The 15,102-nt window shown below is 57.9% G+C and carries 11 protein-coding genes; 4 read left to right on the forward strand and 7 right to left on the reverse strand.

What is annotated here, in order from left to right:
* Positions 1-27: 27 nt before the first annotated feature.
* Complete coding sequence (locus tag ACQZ6D_RS17800) at positions 28-1,044, forward strand: NADP-dependent oxidoreductase (protein ID WP_448730363.1); 1,017 nt, start codon at positions 28-30, stop codon at positions 1,042-1,044.
* A gap of 395 nt (positions 1,045-1,439) precedes the next feature.
* Here the strand turns inward: ACQZ6D_RS17800 and ACQZ6D_RS17805 are convergent, their stop codons facing one another.
* A complete protein-coding gene (locus tag ACQZ6D_RS17805) occupies positions 1,440-2,453 on the reverse strand; it encodes a LacI family DNA-binding transcriptional regulator (protein ID WP_035200861.1) in 1,014 nt (337 codons plus the stop codon).
* Between the two features lie 133 nt (positions 2,454-2,586).
* Between ACQZ6D_RS17805 and ACQZ6D_RS17810 the strand changes: the two genes are divergently transcribed.
* The 3 genes from ACQZ6D_RS17810 to ACQZ6D_RS17820 all read left to right on the forward strand — a co-directional run bounded on the left by ACQZ6D_RS17810 (position 2,587) and on the right by ACQZ6D_RS17820 (position 5,736).
* Complete coding sequence (locus ACQZ6D_RS17810) at positions 2,587-3,534, forward strand: sugar phosphate isomerase/epimerase family protein (RefSeq protein WP_448730362.1); 948 nt, start codon at positions 2,587-2,589, stop codon at positions 3,532-3,534.
* Complete coding sequence (locus ACQZ6D_RS17815) at positions 3,531-4,703, forward strand: Gfo/Idh/MocA family protein (RefSeq protein WP_065687609.1); 1,173 nt, start codon at positions 3,531-3,533, stop codon at positions 4,701-4,703. Before ACQZ6D_RS17810 ends, ACQZ6D_RS17815 begins: the two co-directional genes overlap by 4 nt.
* Before the next feature lie 133 nt (positions 4,704-4,836).
* Positions 4,837-5,736 carry a sugar phosphate isomerase/epimerase family protein gene (locus ACQZ6D_RS17820; RefSeq protein WP_448730361.1) on the forward strand — a complete coding sequence of 300 codons (900 nt, stop codon included), beginning with the start codon at positions 4,837-4,839 and terminating at the stop codon, positions 5,734-5,736.
* 282 nt (positions 5,737-6,018) lie between these two features.
* On the opposite strand, the gene ACQZ6D_RS17825 is transcribed toward ACQZ6D_RS17820, so the two are convergent.
* From ACQZ6D_RS17825 to ACQZ6D_RS17850, 6 genes are all read right to left on the reverse strand, one after another.
* Positions 6,019-6,249, reverse strand: a complete 231-nt coding sequence (locus tag ACQZ6D_RS17825) for a BrnA antitoxin family protein (protein WP_003517125.1) — start codon at positions 6,247-6,249, stop codon at positions 6,019-6,021.
* A gap of 295 nt (positions 6,250-6,544) precedes the next feature.
* Positions 6,545-8,302 (reverse strand): gamma-glutamyltransferase, encoded by a 1,758-nt coding sequence (gene ggt / locus ACQZ6D_RS17830; RefSeq protein WP_173995369.1) that lies wholly within the window; start codon positions 8,300-8,302, stop codon positions 6,545-6,547.
* Between the two features lie 522 nt (positions 8,303-8,824).
* Positions 8,825-9,646, reverse strand: coding sequence for an ATP-binding cassette domain-containing protein (locus tag ACQZ6D_RS17835; protein WP_448742095.1), 822 nt, complete (start codon positions 9,644-9,646; stop codon positions 8,825-8,827).
* Positions 9,647-9,661: 15 nt separating this feature from the next.
* Positions 9,662-11,641 (reverse strand): Fe(3+)-hydroxamate ABC transporter permease FhuB, encoded by a 1,980-nt coding sequence (fhuB, locus tag ACQZ6D_RS17840; RefSeq protein ID WP_448730359.1) that lies wholly within the window; start codon positions 11,639-11,641, stop codon positions 9,662-9,664.
* Complete coding sequence (locus ACQZ6D_RS17845) at positions 11,638-12,462, reverse strand: ABC transporter substrate-binding protein (protein ID WP_127966285.1); 825 nt, start codon at positions 12,460-12,462, stop codon at positions 11,638-11,640. The genes fhuB and ACQZ6D_RS17845 overlap by 4 nt, the downstream gene beginning before the upstream one ends.
* Positions 12,463-12,529: 67 nt before the next feature.
* Entirely contained in the window at positions 12,530-14,971 is a 2,442-nt protein-coding gene (locus tag ACQZ6D_RS17850) for a TonB-dependent siderophore receptor (RefSeq protein WP_245482007.1), read from the reverse strand.
* Positions 14,972-15,102: the final 131 nt, after the last annotated feature.

The following is a 15,102-nucleotide window of genomic DNA, read 5'->3' on the forward strand; positions in this document are numbered from 1 at the left end:
CAAAACGAATATTCAAGCGAGGCCGTGATGACTGCAATGATGAAAGCTGTGCGATTGCACGAATTCGGTGGGCCCGATGTTCTTCGTTATGAAGATGCGCCCCGGCCGGAAATCTCGGCGGACGACGTGCTTGTTCGCGTCCATGCCGCCAGCCTCAACCCGCCGGATCTCTATCTGCGCGATGGTTATCGGGCTCTCCCGCCGCAATGGCAGCCCAGCCCAAGCTTTCCGCTTATCCTTGGCACGGACGTTTCCGGCACGGTTGCGGCCGTTGGTGAAAACGTGTCGCAGTTCAAGGTCAACGACGAGGTCTATGCGATGGTCCGCTTCCCGCAAAACCTCATGACGGGAAGCAGCGCCTATGCCGAATATGTTCGCGTTCCGGTATCGGAGTTGGCGTTGAAGCCCGCTGGGATCGACCACATCCAGGCTGCCGGTGCGCCCATGTCGCTTTTGACCGCTTGGCAATTTCTGGTCGATTTGGGACATGATTTGCCGAACCCATTCCAGACCTTCCAGCATGCCCCGGTTCCGCTCGACGGCAAGATCGTGCTGGTGAACGGCGCCGGCGGCGGCGTTGGCCATCTTGCAGTCCAGATCGCGAAGTGGCAAGGCGCGAAGGTGATTGCCGTTGCTTCCGGCAAAAACGAGGCGCTTCTCTATGATCTCGGTGCCGATATTTTCATCGACTATACGAAGACGGCTGCCGAAGCAGTGGTGAGGGATGCTGATCTGGTGCTTGACGCCGTCGGCGGCGCGAATATGGAACGCTTTCTCTCCAGCATTAAGCCGGACGGCGCCCTGTTTCTCGTCAACCCCCTGGGTTTTCTAGGCCATGACGAAGCCGCCCGGCGAAAGATCACCGTCTCAACGACACAGGTGCGTTCGAACGGTGCGCAATTGGCAGAGGCCGGTCGTCTGCTCGATGATCGCTCCATACGGGTGGTGATCGACAGCACCTATCCGCTGGCCGAGGCATCGACAGCGCATCGTCGTGCTTCAGAAAGTAGCATCCAGGGCAAGATCGTGCTGGTTGCCGCCTGATCACCACTTGACCAGTCAAGGCCCCGGTCGCCGAAGCTCGCAAACTCGCTGCCCAAGGGTTTTGCGGTCGAATCGACCGGCCAATCGCTGCAAGAACGCCAGTCTGGCGACCAGGCGTCTTTGTTGTTGGCGTTTTCGTATCTGGTCGTTGTCCTTGCGCTTACAGCACTTTATGGAAGTCGCTACGTTGATTTCAAATGGTCACGTCTTCACTTTCAATTAGTCATCAACATAGTTTCAAACGGTCATTGGCGAACGGTTTGATGGCTCAAGCTCAATCAAATCCTGAATTGCAACAACGGATCGCCTCTTCTGATCCTATCAAGGGGTCGTCGGCAAAGGCGGTGCGGCTCTGCTTATACCCAGCTTTAACAAGGAAAATCTGATACACCACGCTAGGCATTCTCTGCGAGAAAGATCTGGATGTCCGTTGAGATAGAGACCGCTTCTCCAGGCATTCTACCGAGGAGCTTTGCGATGGTCTCAACTGCCAGGCGTGCTTCCAAAAGGGGTCTCTGGTCGATAACCGCGTTGATCTTTCTGGATTTTAGCAGCATCCGTCGATTGGGCGTGAGTTCGTGGGTGATGACCACCGTATTGTCGGTTCGGCCAAGGCGTTGCAGGGCACTGACAATCGGCAAAGCACCCGCGGACAGATGATATATGCCTCGTAATCCCGGGTCATCCCGAAATGCAATCTCTACGACACGGCCAGCTTCCTCTTGATTTTCTCCGGTCTCCAGAACCACGGCCAGACTGCATTCAGGATAACGCTCGGTCATGATGTCGCGAAACCCGGCTTCCCGTTCGCGATGGCCAGTGATATCGCGTGAGCCGGCAACCACGACGACGCGGCCGCCTTGCCGTCCGAGGAAAAGGCCCATCAGGTCGCCAGCCACCCGACCGGCCTGCCTGTCGTTCGGCCCCACATAGGCGGCACGCCCGCAATCTGTGAGGTCGGTCGCCAGAGTAACCACCGGGACATTGCGCGACAGGAATGCTACGGCTTCTCGAACCCTGATATCGTCAGGGCTGGTGATGACGAGGCCATCATAGGAGCGACAATCGCGGACGGCTGCGGCGATCGCCGCCGGCTTTCGTGGATCGATGTGATGGACGAAGAATTGCACGTTCAGTGTTGCGTACATTCGCGATGCAAGATCGATACCCTCGCGCAAAGACGCGTGAAACGGGTTGACTGGCGGTTGGATAAGGACCGCGACGCGTAGCGCGCGTGAAGGGGTACGATCTAGGGCCCGGTCAATACCGAGCGCCCGTGCAGTGGCCAAAACGCGGTCTTCTTTGTCGGTACGCACGCCGCCACGGTTGTTGAGAACCCGATCCACCGTCGCGGTCGAGACCCCGGCTGCCTTTGCAACATCCGAAATGCTTATCTTGCGTGCAGTCATTTACCTCTCCGCCGGGCATTCTGATTGAATCCCATCAAATTCCAACTTTGTAAATCGGAGATCTCCAGCTAAATCTCTGCGTCAGGGAGGGTCGCCCACCAAGTGAGCGACACCAGGGAAGGACCAGAATATTATGGGTATAACAGTCACCACAGCACCGTGCTGCTGGGGCGTCGATGACGTGCGCAATCCAAACCTACCGCCGTGGGAAATGGTATTCGATGAAGTCAAGGCGGCCGGATATGGGGGAGTGGAGCTTGGCCCCTATGGTTATGTTCCGCTGAACATCGACATGGTCTCTCAGGCTCTGACAAGTCGAGGGCTCTATATCGTCGCCGGAACGATCTTCAATGATCTTGTCGCTGAGGAAAACCGCGATAGCCTGCTGCGCCAGACGGACGAGATTTGCGCGCTGATCACCCGTCTGCCGACGCCGCCGAAGACGCCGGGCCAGCGATTTCCCGCACCTTATCTGACCGTCATGGATTGGGGACACGACGAACGCGATTATGCGGCGGGTCATTCCGACAGGGCACCCCGGCTCGATGACGCGGCATGGAACGGCATGATGGATAATATCAGGGCGATATCCGCTCTTGCCCGCGAGAAATATGGCGTTCGCGCCACCATTCATCCGCATGCCGGCGGTTACATCGAATTCGAGGACGAGATTGCCCGTCTCGCCATTGACATACCCCAAGAGGTTGCCGGTTTCTGCCTCGACACTGGCCATACCTGGTATGCCGGCATGGACCCTGTCCAAACCCTGCGCAAATACGCCGATCGTCTCGACTATATCCACTTCAAGGACATCGACAGGGCCGTCTTCGGCCGCGTGATGGGTGAGCACATTCGCTTCTTTGAAGCCTGCGCGCAGGGCGTCATGTGTCCCATCGGCAGGGGCTGTATCGACTATCCCGCCATTCGCGCCCTTCTTGATGAGCTTGGTTATGAAGGCTTTATCACCGTTGAGCAGGAGCGTGATCCGCGCAACGCGGGCGGTAGCCTCGCCGACGTAAAACTCAGCCGTGACTATCTCAAGTCGGCTGGCTTCCAACAATCCGGGACAGAAACCTCATGATTTACGGAACGCGTCAGACAAAACGACCTCTTCGCTGGGCTATGGTGGGTGGTGGCCGCGGCAGTCAGATCGGCTATATTCACCGCAGCGCCGCCCTGCGTGACCGCTACTTCGATCTGGTCGCTGGCGCCTTCGACCTCGATGCCGATCGCGGCCGCGCCTTCGGTGTTGAACTGGGGCTCGAGCCCTCGCGATGCTACGCCGACTGGCGTGCGCTTTTCGCAGAGGAGGCAAAGCGTCCGGATGGGATCGAGGCAGTATCGATCGCAACGCCCAACAATACCCACTACGAGATCACCAAGGCTGCACTGGAAAGCGGGCTGCACGTTGTGTGTGAAAAGCCGCTGTGCTTCACGGTGGCCGAGGCCGAGGATCTTCAGCGTATCGCCGCAGAGCGCGGCCGTATTGTTGGAGTGACCTACGGCTATAGCGGCCACCAAGTCATCGAGCATGCCCGCGAGCTCGTTGCTGCCGGCGAGCTCGGGGAAATTCGTCTGGTCAACCTGCAATTCGCCCACGGGTTTCACAACGAGGCTGTCGAGCTTCAAAACCCGGCGACCCGCTGGCGCGTCGATCCGAAATTCGCAGGCCCAAGTTATGTGCTCGGCGATATCGGTACACATCCGCTTTATATTTCCGAGGTCATCCTGCCCGACCTCCGTATCAAACGGCTTCTGTGCACCCGGCAGAGCTTCGTCAAGACGCGTGCACCGCTCGAAGACAACGCCATGACCCTGATGGAATATGACAATGGCGCGTTTGGCACCGTCTGGTCGAGCGCCATCAATGCGGGTTCCATGCACGGACAAAAGGTGCGCGTCGTCGGATCAAAGGCTTCGATCGAATGGTGGGACGAGCAGCCAAACCAGCTACGATTTGAGGTTCAGGGCGAGCCGGTACGCATTCTTGAGCGTGGCATGGGCTACCTGCACGCAAAGGCACTTGCCGACGATCGTATCGGTGCAGGCCATCCGGAGGGTCTCTTCGAGGCCTGGGCTAACCTCTACGACCGCTTTGCTATCGCTATGGAGGCGCGCAACGAAAACGATGGCGAACGCCTTGCGAGCCTCCGGTTTCCGGGGATTGCGGCAGGGGTTGAGGGCGTTCGCTGGGTTGAGAACTGCGTTCGTTCCGCCGATCTCGGCGGGGTCTGGGTCGATTATCGGTAGCGCGATGGAGGGAGCAGCACCATTGGCGCAGCTCCATAAATGATTGCCACCCACGCGACGTGGTCCAGCAAGCGATGCTTGTCCGCATCGACGCTCCCGTGAAGGGGCGAATTTATATTATCAGGAGGTTTTGATGAAACACGCACTCGATCCGCACATGATCCGTCATTTATCTCTGGAGGAAATTTGCCGAAAGACCGCCGAGCTGGGATACGACTATGTTGAGCTCTCACCCCGTCCGGACTTTCTCTCCTGGTGGACGCGTCCGAAGGTTTATCCCGAGAGGGTAAAGAGCTTCAAGAAGGCCCTCAAGGACCATGGGGTGGGCCTGGCAACGCTGCAGCCAATGTACCGCTGGGCCAGCCCATACCAAGACGAGTGGGAAACGGCGATAGAGAACTGGAAGCGTGCCATCGAAATTGCGGCAGAGATGGAATGCCCGATGTTGGTCTCGGAGTTCGGGCGAGGGGGATCCCCGGATCGAAGCCGGAATGACCGCAGTGGGTTGCATCGTCCGGAGACGTGTGAGGGGCAGTTTTTCCGTGCGATGGATATCCTCGTGCCAATTCTGGAGCGCGAAGGGCTGATCCTCTCGCTCGAAGCGCATCCAGAGGACTGGATTGAGGAAATCGCCCCTGCCATCGATATCATCAAGACGATCAATTCAAAGGCCGTAAAGGCATCGTTCATCGCGCCCCATACCTTCTTCTACGGTCCCGACATGGTTGCTAACCTGCGAGCGACCGAGGGGCTTCTTGCACATGTGCGCCTCGCAGACACCTATGACCATAACAAGTCTTCGCAACTGCGCTACATTGTAAATCCGCCTGGAGCGAAGGTGCGCGTCCATCAACACACCGACTTCGGCCAAGGTGAGATCAACTGGGAAGTATTCTTCTCAACTCTTGCCGACATGAAATTCGACGGTGTCCTTTCAAATTGCGTTTTCGCTTGGGAGGACCGAGCCGAAGACAGTGCCCGTTTCATGCTTCGTGAGACACAGATGTATGTGAACAAGTACTGGCCAAAATAACTCCTCCGCAATCGCGGAGTGGTCGAAAAGGCCCTGCGATATGACCAGGCTTTTGTGGCTCGACCAGATCAACTGGCCTTTCGATGCTATCCCACAGTCGCGGGATCTTTCACTGGGCCACCTCTGGTACGAGCGCCTTCAACGCGGAGAAGGCCTTCTCGTTTCGACAGAGGTCCGGGCTGACTGTGAATGGCGCATGATTGCGCCACGCTTGCCCAACGAGCCGCGAGGCCGAGAAGCGGCAGCTAATGACGAAGTACGTGGTCGGGACCCTTCAAGAGCTTAATTGGACCCATTCATTGCGGCTCGCAAGGTATCGTTGATGCGCTCTTGCCAGCCCGGACCGTCGGCTTGAAAATGCGCGAGCACATCGCTGTCGATTTTCAATGATACAAGCTCTTTGGTGTTAGGAATTGCAGGCCGTTCAACGGCTGGCGCTGCGACCTTCTTTGCCGGTTTGAACAGCGCCTCGGCTGCGTCTTTCGGATTGGACGGTCGTCGGGGTGTTGCCATTGTCATATATCCTCTTGTGTCGTGCGCTCGAACAGCGCAGCCTGTCAGTTTCTGTTTGCAGGCTGTATGTCAAACACAGCGGTGGTCGCAACCCACGTGTAGTGGTTAGCCGGAAGAACGTAATTGCTGCCGATAAACCGTCAGCCTCCCCCGCGCAATCTGGAAGAGATCGTGCACCGTTATCCACACTTGCATTCGGAGGCCGCAGGTTCTTGTCAAGGTGTTAGCGCCCCTTGGCGAGATACACACCCTTCGTGTTGACCTATTCTCATGCCCTTTCCGCTGGCGCAGCGTTTCACTCCCCTGCCGCCACTCCCTCGCGTCGTGGATCCGCGCTGCCGATCAAACCTTCGGCGGTTATCTCGATGGCATGCAAACCGGAATTCATCTCGCCCGGTTTCACCTCGTAACCCAGCGCCTTCAGTGGCCCTGCAAGACCCTCCGCGCTTGTACCGGCCTCGATGTCGTAGGTGCCGAAGCGGTTGATGAGATGCGGCTGGGAGACGATCGCCTCTACAGGCATGCCCCAATCGATATAGGCGATCAGCGCCTGCGCTACATAGCCGATGATCTGGCTGCCGCCCGGCGAACCGATGGCGAGCAGCGGTTTGCCACCCTTCATCACGATCGTCGGGGCCATGGAGGAGCGCGGTCGTTTGCCTGGCTCAACGCGGTTGGCGATCGGCAGACCGCCATCATGGGTCTTGAAGGAAAAGTCCGTCAACTCATTATTGAGCAGGAAGCCGTTCGTCATCAGACGCGAGCCGAAGCCACTTTCGATCGTTGTCGTCATCGAGACCACGTTGCCGTCCTTGTCGACGATGACAAAATGGCTTGTGGAGGGCAACTCGATCGCCGCATCCCGGCCGAAAAGAAGCGCGTGGTCCCATTCCGGCTCGCCGGCCTTGACGGCATCGTTGGTCAACGCCTTATCGCCGTCGAGCAGCTTTGCCCTCTCGCCCAAATAGGTCTTGTCCAACAGGCCCTTGATCGGCAGCGGCAGGAAATCGGTGTCAGCGACGTAACGCTCGCGGTCGGCGAAGGCGAGACGCTGGGCGTCGCCGATAATGCGCCAACTGTCGACATTTTTTGGCCCAAGCGCCTTGAGATCAAAATTTTCCACCAGACCGAGCATCTGGCCGATGGCGATTCCGCCCGACGACGGCGGCCCCATGCCGCAAACGTCAAGAGCACGATAGGCAAAGCAGACCGGCTCGCGCTCGACGACCCGATAGTTGGAAAGATCGGCCAGCGACAGCACTCCGGGATTGTCGGTCGCCTCGCGCACAGACTTGACGATCGCCTCGGCAATTCGCCCTTTGTAAAAGGCATCGGCGCCGCCTTTGGCGAGCGCCGCAAGCGTCTCGGCATAGGCCGGGTTCTTCAAAGGAACGCCGGCCCGCAGGGCGGCCCCGGAGGTGTCAAAGAAATAAGACCGGGGTTCTGTATATTTCTTCAACCGGTCTCCCTCGGACGCGATCAGGGAGGCAAGACGCGGTGACACCTTAAAGCCCTCTGTAGCCAGCGTTTCCGCCGGCTTCAGCAGGCTTGCCCATTCGGCCTTTCCATAGCGTTTGTGGGCTTCCTCCAGAAGTCGCACCGTTCCCGGCGTGCCAACAGAGCGGCCGCCGACCACTCCGTCCATGAATTTTAGCGGTTGACCTTTGTCATCCAGGAATAGCTTCGGTGTGGCTTCCATCGGCGCCGTCTCGCGGCCGTCAAACGTGGTCAACTTGCCGCTTTTTGCGTCGTAATAGACGAGGAAGGCGCCCCCACCGAGACCGGAACTCTGCGGTTCAACGAGGCCGAGCATGGCCTGCACCGCCACCATTGCATCGATGGCGTTGCCGCCCCTGGCTATCACATCACGCCCTGCCTCAGTCGCCAGCGGATTGGCCGCCGCTACCATGAAGCTCTTTGCCTCGATGCGTTTGGCAGTCGCAATATCGGTCGCTTTTTCGGGCGCCACCGTGTCGGACGCCTGCTGCGCGGAGGCGACTGCGGTGGAAAGCATCAAGGCGAAAAATGCCTCACCGAGAAATTTCATTTTCATCAGCCAAATCCTCCAGCGACGTACAACTCGTTAATGTAGCAGGGCATTCAACTGAGCCAGCAGGCAGGCCGAACCTTTATCGATCACGGCACGGCCACTTTTAGAACTCTTCCTTCACTGCTGCAAAGCTTCGGCCTTCACCGGTATTTCAGCCCCGTCCGTTGGCACGCACCGCTATTGAGCGTCTGTCTGGCGCGCCGCTCTTTTTCGGCACTATGGTGGCTGTCTCGCCGCATGTCCATCATGTCGAAGGGTCGACCTATCGTTGGAAAATGGAAATCTGCTCATTTCCCATCCGACAAGCCTTTCGAGTTGGTATATGGCGGCGGACTTCTCTGCCTTCTTTATGAAACCGGAAGGCAGGCTCGTATTATTTTTCCGACAGTATAGATGGGCAGTTTGGTGTTCATCCAGGCCACGAGCTGGAGCTAATGACATAGGACGTAACGCAAGGGCAGTAAATGCAGGCGCTGTTGTCTCCACGCATCTGCCTTAATAACGGCGTCGCCGGTTCTGATCCTTTCAACTGCGTGGATATGCTAGCGGTAGACCGCTATCAGGATGGCGCATAACACCCATTCGGGTCTCGTAGATTGCTTGCAGTCGATCCGGGGCCACGATGTCCTCTGGTCCTCCACGTGCAATGAGTTTTCCGCAATGAAGTGCCAGGATTTCGTCACAAAAGCGAGCCGCCATGTTCACGTCGTGGAGCACGACGATGGCCCCAAGTCCACGCTCGTCAACGAGCCGGCGAACAAGCGTGAGGATGTCGATCTGGTGGGCGATATCAAGGGCCGAGGTCGGCTCATCAAGGAGGAGACAATCGGGGTTTTGCGCAACGAGCATCGCGAGCCAGACCCTCTGTCGCTCCCCACCTGAAAGCGTGTCGATGAAGCGGGCGCGATAACGCGCCACGTCTGTCAGCCTCATCGCTTCCTCCACCCTCGTCTTGTCCTCGGGGCCAAACCGGCCAAGAGCGCCGTGCCATGGATATCGTCCGAGCGCGACTAGCTCGCTGACAAGCATACCTGCAGTATCGGGCGCCTGCTGGGGCAAATAAGCCACCTTACGAGCGAACGGCCTGCTGCCCCATTCATGCAAGTCTTTTCCATCAAAGGAAATCTTGCCACCACTGAGTGGATTTTGGCGGGCCAGGAGCTTGATCAATGTCGACTTGCCAGAGCCATTGTGCCCGATCAGGCCGATAATTCGCCGTGCTGGCAAACTTATTGTCAGTGGGTCGAGCAAAACCCGAGTTCCGACGGAGAAACTGGCCCGCTCCAACTCAAAAAGGGGTATCCTCGAGATGGTTCTCGTTCTGCTGTCTTCGGATATCTGAACCAAGGCTGTTACCTCATTTTAGAACCTGGGGCTTTGTCTGCCCCGCGAGCGGATCACCCACAGAAAGTATGGCCCCCCGATAAAGGCGGCGATGACGCCTGCGGGAATCTCATAGGGAAAGTCGGCAGCCCGTCCCAACCAGTCGGCTGAGATCATCAGCGTTGCGCCGACCGCGCTCGCCGTGAGAAGCGTCAGGATTTGGCCGCGTGCCCCGGCCGCTCGGGCGATGTGCGGTGCCATCATGCCGACGAAGCTTAACGGGCCAACAATCACGGTCGCAGCTCCCGTCAGGACAGCAATGAACAGCAAAAGCACGAGGCGGGATCGCGCCGGATTGAGTCCAAGAGAGCGTGCAGTGCTGTCCCCAAGCGCCAAGACCTCTAGCGGGCGGCGCAAGAGTGGCGAGATGGCCAGCCCAATCAAAACCAACGCTGCAGCGATGCTCGCGACGAAGCTGGTCGCACGAAAGGTAGGACCCATGGTCCACGCCAGAATGTAACTTGCGCGCGGATCGCCACTGGCAACAATGAGCGAAATTATCGCAGTCGCGAGCGCACTGATGGCTATGCCAGACAGAAGAACAGGTCCAGGCGCATAGCTTTTCCCTTTTGCCACAAGCAGAATGATCGCAAACGCGGCGACTGCACCGGTTATGCCGCCGGCAAGCGGCAAAATAGGCGACGCCATTCCTCCGGCGAAGAAAGCTGCGATAATCCCCAGTCCGGCTCCGGCGCTGATGCCGAGCCCTTCCGGGCTCGCTATGGGATTACGCGTGATCGTTTGTGTGAGGGAACCCGCAATGGCCAGCATTGCGCCAGCACTTGCCGAGGTCAGGACCCTTGGCCATCGACCGGCAAACAACACGGATGTTTCCACCCCGCCAGCTATGAAGCTCTCGGTCAGCGAGAACAATGCGATAACGGCAGCAATGGCAAGAGAACCTGGCAGCAAAAAGCAGCCTGCCAGAGGGTTCTCTCTTTGGTTCAGGGCATTGCTGTTAAGCTGGTCAATGGAATGGGGTACATGTTTGATGAGCACCAACATCACTATGGCGCCGATGATTGCGGTGGCGGTACCCGTTGGCACCTCACCGACGACGGGCGCTCCAGCAAGCACGAGACTGTCAGCGAGCAGCAGGAGGCCGGCACCAAGCAGTCCTCCCCACAGCAGTCGTTGGCGGAGCGTTCGAGCGCCAACTATTCGGGCGAGGTTGGTGGCTGCAAGGCCGACGAACGCGATGACGCCGACGCGGGCTACAACAACAGCCGACAGTACGGTTGCGATAAACAGTACCACCGCGCGCAACCCGCCCGGGGACAGCCCGAGGCTGCGGGCACGGCTTTCATCAAGACCGATAACTGAAAGCGGTCGAAAGAACAGCAACAGCAGCGGTATCAGCACGATCATGCGCAAGGCCAATGCGGTCGCGTTGGAATAGTCATTCTGGATGAGTGAACCACTTCCCCAGATGAACACCCCGCGCAGATATTCGTGGTGAAACAAGGCTAGTATGACGGAGGCCGAGCCGGCGGAAAAGCTGATCACCATCCCGCAGAGAAGGAGTGTCATCGGTGCGAAGTTTGAAGCTTTTCCCAGTCCCGCAACGAGTGTTACGGCGACGAGGCCGCCCACAAGCCCGGCTATCTCGCGCTCGCCTGCCGTAACTGCAACTGCAGAAAGGGAAAGAAGGGTGATCGCCAACTGAGCGCCAGAAAGTATCCCGAGCGTCGAGGGTTCTGCCAGAGGGTTTTTCAGGAGCTGCTGGAATATTACACCCGTGAAAGCAAGCGCACCACCAGCCAGAAGAGCGACGAGGAACCGTGGGACAATCGAGAAATAGACATAGATCTGGCCGAACGAAGCTGGATCCGGCTGCCATAGAGCCTCTGGAATGTCGGAGATCGCCACATAGTGACCAACGGCAAAGGCGTGGAGCGCGATTGCTGCCAGTGTGATGGTAAAGGCGAGGCGCGGTGGGGTGATGAAACGGTTTCTCATGCGATGCCGAGACTCTGCCGCAGGACTTCGGCAAACCGCATTGCTGATGGAAACGCGCCAAATACCCATGTGGGTGGAATCATCGATACACGACCATTCCGTACGGCCGGCAAGGCATTCCATAGTGCGCTTTGCAAAAAAAGGCCCGGTGGACCCGGCTCGATGATGACCAGTCTTGCTTCAGGATAGCGCGCGATCGCCTCCAATCCCGCCGTTGCGAAGCCCCAGTTATTGGTCTTGCCATCCCATGCGTTGGCAATGCCGATCCGTTTCAGGACATCATCGAACAAGCCACCTGCGCCGTAGATATCGATAAGCCTGTCATCCGTAAACTTGATGATCAAAAGGGCGCGCCCGTCGTAGTCTTTTGCGTTGTGAGCTATCGCGTCCAGTCTCGCGTAGGATAGTTCCAAATAATCTGCCGCACGCTCTTCCCTGCCAATGCGACGTGCAATCTCCTTGAGGGCGTGTTCTGCGGCAAGCAATGGTTGCCGGGCGGGGCCGTAAAGCGGTAGCGCAAGGGTGGGAGCAATCGCGCCGAGACGTTCAGCAGAGATACCATATCCGGCCTGAGACACGATCAGCTCGGGTTTCAACGCTCTTAGCAGTTCAACGTTCGGCCATGATCTCAGGCCAAGGTCGATCGTGTCTGTCGAAAGTGCAGGTGTTACAACGCGGTCACCGTAAAGAGGGGCTTCGGCAACAGCAAATGGCTTGTAGTCCAGAGCGAGAAGGCTTTCTGCCCAGCCCCAGTCCAACACGGCGAGCCGATGCGTTTCCGTGCTTGCTGTTGCCACTGCTGGCAGGAAAACGGAAGCCAACCCGGCGGTGAATTGCCGCCGCGTCAGCCTGTAATCACGATTTGGGTAACGAGCGTCAGACACAATCCTACCAGCTATACTTGAGAGTAGCGTAGACGGTGCGACCCTCGCCCCAATAGCATCCCGTTGCAGCAATGCAGGTCGAGACATACTTGCGGTCGAATATGTTGCTGACATTCAGCGACGCCTTCAAACCTTCCAGCTTCGGGTCTGCCTTGCCGAAATCGTAGCGAACGGCAGCATCAAATACGGTGTATGAGGGGATGTCGAATTTGTTGGCATTGTCGCCAAAAGTCTGACCGGTGTAACGGGCGCCACCGCCAAAGCTCAGACCATCCCAGATGGTCGATGTCTGCAGTGTGTAGTCCAGCCAAAGCGATGCCTGCTGGCGTGGGACAAAGGCAAAGCGATTGCCCTCGTTGCTGATACCGGCAGCATTTGGATTGGCTCTGGTGATCTCGCTGTCGGTGTATGCATAAGATGCCAAGACAGAGAACGCGTCTGTGATTTCCGCCTTGCCCTCAAGTTCGACACCGCGCATCCTGACTTGGCCCGTCTGCACACTGTAGTTCGTGAATCCGGGGGTCGTATCTGGCGACAGGACATTGTCCTGCGTGAGGTGATAGGCAGAAAGGGTGACGAAGCTGTTGCTACCGTTGGGCTGGTACTTGACCCCAACCTCGAACTGTTCACCGGTAGTAGGCTCGAAGGCGTTACCCAAACGGTCGGTGCCGCTGGCCGGATTGAAGGAGGTTGAGTAGCCGGCGTATGGCGACAAACCGTTGTCAAAATTATAGACGAGGCCGGTCCTCCAGGTAAACTTGCCGTCTCTCTGATCGACCTGATTGTCAGCGACGCTCGTCCGGGTCCTCGTATCTGTATTTGCCCAGTCGTAGCGGCCACCGAGCGAGAACACGAAATTGTTCCACTCCATCTGATCCTGAGCGTAGAGCCCGATCTGGCTGCGGTCCTGATCGATCCGTGTTGCGATCGGCGGGCGCGTGATCGCCGTTGCGCCGTAGACGGGGTCAAGTCCATTGAAGGGAGTGAAAATCGGGGAAAGCGCGGACTCTTCGTAGCGGCTGCTTTCGTAGGAATAGTCGAGGCCGAACAATGCGGTATGAGCGACGTCCCCCGTTTGGAAATTTCCGATCGCTTGATTGTCGACGGTGACGGCGCGGGCACTTTCGGGAAACGCCCAGGCATATCGGTAGAAGGCCGTGGGATTGCAGGCTGCCGGGCAATAGGGCTGAACGCGCTGAGTATCTGTTCCGATATAGGAGTAGCGAAGGTTCTGTCTGATGGTCCAGGTGTCATCGACTTCGTGTTCGAACTCGTAACCGACAGATGCCTGGTCGCTCTTGTAGTGGTCGTAACCCGGTTCGCCTGGGAATGCACTGCGGGGCAATTCCGGATACATGCGGGTATAGAGTGTGCCGTTCGCGGGAAGCGCCGGCGCTCCGCCGCCGCCGGGAGAGTCGATGTGCTGATAGCTACCGTAAACCGTCAGTGATGTTCCCTCATCCGGCTTGAAAGTGAATGAAGGCGCAATATATCCCTTCTTCTCGCGCACATAGTCATACTGGGTATCGGTCAACCGGCCGACGCCGACGATGCGGTAGAGGAAGCTGTCATCGTCACCAGCGCCACCGCCGAGATCGAACGCTGTCTGTATACGCTTATCGGTGCCGAACTGCATCTCCACTTCATTGAGAGCAGTTGCGCTCGGCCGTTTTGATACCATGTTGATCAGACCGCCGGGATCGCCCTGGCCATAGAGGACCGATGCTGGACCCTTCAGGACTTCGGCGCGCTCGAGGCTGAACGGTTCGACACGTGGCTGGGCATAGCCGCGCGATCCAAACGGTAGGCGCAGGCCATCCAGATATCGACTTGGTCGAAATCCACGTATCGTAAACCAGTCATATCGGGAATCGTCGCCATATTGGCTGATGACGCCTGGCGTATAGCGAAGAGCCTGGGTCAGCGTGGTCGAACCTTGAGCAGCAATCTGGTCTTTCGTTACAACATTGACGGCCTGTGGAGTGTCTTTGAGTGAGGTGCCCGTCTTCGTCGCTGTGGCGCTCTGTGTGGCGACAAACCCCTCTACAGGCCCACGAGCGTTCTCTCCCTGCACAACGATGGGCTCAAGGATTGTCGCGCCAACCGCACTGGCGCTTGACGAGGAGTTTTGCGGGTTGATCAAAAGGACCGTATTTGCGGTCGTAAATCGGAAGGTCAGGCCTGTGCCCGCGAGAAGACGTCTGAGCGCGCCCTCAGCCGAGAGATTTCCGGCTGTACCGACGCTGCGCAGGTTTGCCGGCAGAGGACCGTCAAAAGCGACATCGATACCGGTCACCGATGAGAAGCGCACCAGCGCAGCCGACAGGGGCTGACCGGAGATCGCAAATTCGTAGCTCTTGGCGGTCTGAGCAACTGCTCCTGTTGACAAGACGACGGTGGTGAAACTGGCGCAGGCCGCCAACAACATTATACGGTACAGTCTCATGCGAAAGCCGCCGGCTTGGTTTTTATGTGTCACTCGTTTTGCCCCCTGCAAACGGACCAATACCCGAGCATTTTCGGGCTTCTGAACAGGGGACGTTTCAGCTTGGAAAAAACCTCGGTCGATTTTCTTAT

The sequence above is a fragment of the Agrobacterium sp. 22-3639C2 genome (genome assembly GCF_053522105.1).

Coding starts and splice junctions, on each gene's coding strand:
- ACQZ6D_RS17815 (WP_065687609.1), top strand. CDS start 3,531: ATGATTTACGGAACGCGTCAGACAAAACGACCTCTTCGCTGGGCTATG.
- ACQZ6D_RS17800 (WP_448730363.1), top strand. CDS start 28: ATGACTGCAATGATGAAAGCTGTGCGATTGCACGAATTCGGTGGGCCC.
- ACQZ6D_RS17805 (WP_035200861.1), bottom strand. CDS start 2,453: ATGACTGCACGCAAGATAAGCATTTCGGATGTTGCAAAGGCAGCCGGG.
- fhuB (WP_448730359.1), bottom strand. CDS start 11,641: ATGAGAAACCGTTTCATCACCCCACCGCGCCTCGCCTTTACCATCACA.
- ggt (WP_173995369.1), bottom strand. CDS start 8,302: ATGAAAATGAAATTTCTCGGTGAGGCATTTTTCGCCTTGATGCTTTCC.
- ACQZ6D_RS17825 (WP_003517125.1), bottom strand. CDS start 6,249: ATGGCAACACCCCGACGACCGTCCAATCCGAAAGACGCAGCCGAGGCG.
- ACQZ6D_RS17820 (WP_448730361.1), top strand. CDS start 4,837: ATGAAACACGCACTCGATCCGCACATGATCCGTCATTTATCTCTGGAG.
- ACQZ6D_RS17810 (WP_448730362.1), top strand. CDS start 2,587: ATGGGTATAACAGTCACCACAGCACCGTGCTGCTGGGGCGTCGATGAC.
- ACQZ6D_RS17850 (WP_245482007.1), bottom strand. CDS start 14,971: ATGAGACTGTACCGTATAATGTTGTTGGCGGCCTGCGCCAGTTTCACC.